The sequence below is a fragment of the Polaromonas sp. P1_E3 genome (assembly GCF_056405935.1).
Genome location: NZ_JBFUBD010000388.1, coordinates 1 through 2,467, shown reverse-complemented (window position 1 = coordinate 2,467; position 2,467 = coordinate 1). Strand labels below are relative to the sequence as shown.

At 61.1% G+C, this 2,467-nt stretch carries 3 protein-coding genes; 2 read left to right on the top strand and 1 reads right to left on the bottom strand.

Translation table 11 applies throughout. The features are described 5' to 3' along the window. On the bottom strand, positions 1 to 302 hold a 302-nt coding region (locus AC1D0Z_RS19620; protein WP_477659852.1), incomplete at its 3' end, for a fasciclin domain-containing protein. A gap of 248 nt (positions 303 to 550) precedes the next feature. On the opposite strand from AC1D0Z_RS19620, the gene pstS reads away from it, so the two are divergent. Both pstS and pstC read left to right on the top strand, forming a co-directional pair. Further along, positions 551 to 1,594 (top strand): phosphate ABC transporter substrate-binding protein PstS, encoded by a 1,044-nt coding sequence (gene pstS / locus AC1D0Z_RS19615; RefSeq protein WP_477659851.1) that lies wholly within the window; start codon positions 551 to 553, stop codon positions 1,592 to 1,594. 125 nt (positions 1,595 to 1,719) lie between these two features. Continuing rightward, positions 1,720 to 2,467 (top strand): phosphate ABC transporter permease subunit PstC (gene pstC, locus AC1D0Z_RS19610; RefSeq protein ID WP_477659850.1); only part of this gene is annotated, 748 nt, incomplete at its 3' end.

The window sequence follows — 2,467 nt, the reverse complement described above, 5'->3', positions numbered from 1 at the left end:
ACCTTGCCGGGAACCACGTGGTATGCCAGAACCRCTTTGAGTTTCGCGGGGTCATGGGCCAGCGCGTCCATGGTTTTGGCGGGCACTTTGGCAAAAGCTTCGTTGGTCGGGGCGAATACGGTGTAAGGGCCGCCTGACTTGAGCGTATCGGACAGGCCGGCTTTGGCGACGAGGCCGTTGAGCGTGCTTAGCTGCGATTGGGCGGCAATCGTGTCGGTGACGGACACCGGGGTGGACGAGGTGGCGCAGCCGGCGAGGGCGGCAACAGCGGTGGCGAGGACCAGAAAGCGGCGGTTCAGCATGGAAGATTCTCCTGATTAATCCTGATTGAGACGAGGCCAAGGGTAGGAGAAGCGGGTGACAGATTCGTGACGGTAATTTGAAGGTTTTGTGACACATCAGAGGGGCGAGCAGGGGAAATGGCCGCCCGGAGGACTGTCATATTTGTCACATCCTTGTCACACAAGATTTCTACAGTCAATGCATGTCACCGCATGGCCCCTGCCAATCCCAACCCATTTCCCCTATTTCCAACCCAAGAGGTGTTCTGATGAATCTGACTTTCAAAGCTTCCCTGACTACCGTAGTGGGCCTTGCCCTGGCATCGTTTGCCACGCTGGCGTCCGCCCAGGACGTGACCGGTGCCGGCGCCAGCTTTCCGGCCCCGCTGTATTCCAAATGGGCGGCTGACTACAACAAGGCCACCAGCGTCAAGATCAATTACCAATCCGTCGGCTCCGGCGCCGGCCTGCGCCAGATCGAAGCCAAAACCGTCGACTTCGGCGCTTCCGATGCGCCCCTGAAGGATGAAGAACTGGCCAAAAAAGGCCTGATGCAGTTCCCCACCGTGATCGGTGGTGTCATTCCCGTGGTCAACATCAAGGGMATCGCTCCCGGCCAGCTCAAGCTGAGCGGCCAGGTCCTCGGCGACATTTACCTCGGCAAGATCACGAAGTGGACCGACCCGGCCATCAAGGCCCTGAACCCCACACTCGCGCTGCCTGACGCCGCCATCGCACCGGTCCGCCGTGCCGACGGTTCCGGCACCAGCTTCATTTTCACGAACTACCTGAGCAAGGTGAATGCCGAGTGGAAGTCCAAAGTGGGCGAAGGCACGGCAGTGAACTGGCCCGTGGGCGCCGGCGGCAAGGGCAACGAAGGCGTGGCGGCATTCGTCGGCCGCCTGCCCAACTCGATCGGCTACGTTGAATACGCCTACGTCAAGCAGAACAAGATGACCTTTGCCCAGCTGAAGAATGCCGCCGGCAACTTCGTCTCGCCTGAAGACAGCGCCTTCAAGGCGGCCGCTGCCGGTGCGGAATGGTCCAAGAGCTTCTACCAGATCCTGACCGAGCAGCCAGGCAAGGATTCATGGCCCATCACCGGCGCCACCTTCATCCTGATGCAGAAAGTCCAGGACAAGCCTGCCCAGGCCGCCGCTTCGCTCAAGTTCTTTGAGTGGGCCTACAAAAACGGCGACAAGACCGCCGACGACCTGGACTATGTGCCCATGCCCGCTGCTGTGAAAACCATCATCGAAAAAGCCTGGGGCGACATCAAGGACGCGTCGGGCAAGACGGTGGCTTACAAGTAACTCAAGCAAACACAACAAGCTGATTTCGCAGTCGTTACACACCATAGGGGTTTCTCAACGTGTCCTCTACACTTCCGGCTAGCCGGGCCGCTTTTGACCACCCGGCCAAAGCGACCGGACGCGATATGACCAATCCTCCTCCTGGCAATGCCGTGCGCAGAAGCCCCCTGGCAGACCGGCTCTTCGGCTGGGCTGCACAGGGCGCGGCCTGGCTGACGCTGGCCCTGCTGGCAGGCATCCTGGTATCCCTCGTGATCGGGGCGTGGCCCGCGATCAGTAAATACGGTCTTGGCTTCCTGACCAGCAGCGTCTGGGATCCCGTCAAGGGCGAGTACGGCGGGCTGGTGATGATTTACGGCACCATCGCAACATCGCTGATTGCGCTGCTTATCGCGGTGCCGGTCAGTTTCGGCATTGCGCTGTTCCTGACCGAGCTGTCGCCCGCATGGCTCAAAAGGCCGCTGGGCACCGCCATCGAGCTGCTCGCCGCCGTGCCGTCCATTGTTTACGGCATGTGGGGCCTGCTGGTATTCGGTCCCATCCTCGCCACCTATGTGCAGCAGCCGCTGCAAAGCCTTCTGAGCGGCGTGCCTTACCTGGGCGCGCTGGTGTCGGGGCCGCCAGTGGGCATTGGCATTCTCTCGGCCGGCATCATCCTGGCCATCATGATCATCCCCTTCATCGCTTCGGTGATGCGGGACGTGTTTGAGGTCACGCCAGTGTTGCTCAAGGAGTCGGCCTATGGGCTGGGTTCCACCACCTGGGAAGTTGTCTCCAAGGTCGTGCTGCCTTACACCAAGGCGGGCGTTGTGGGCGGCATCATGCTGGGACTCGGGCGCGCGCTGGGCGAGACCATGGCGGTCACCTTCGTCA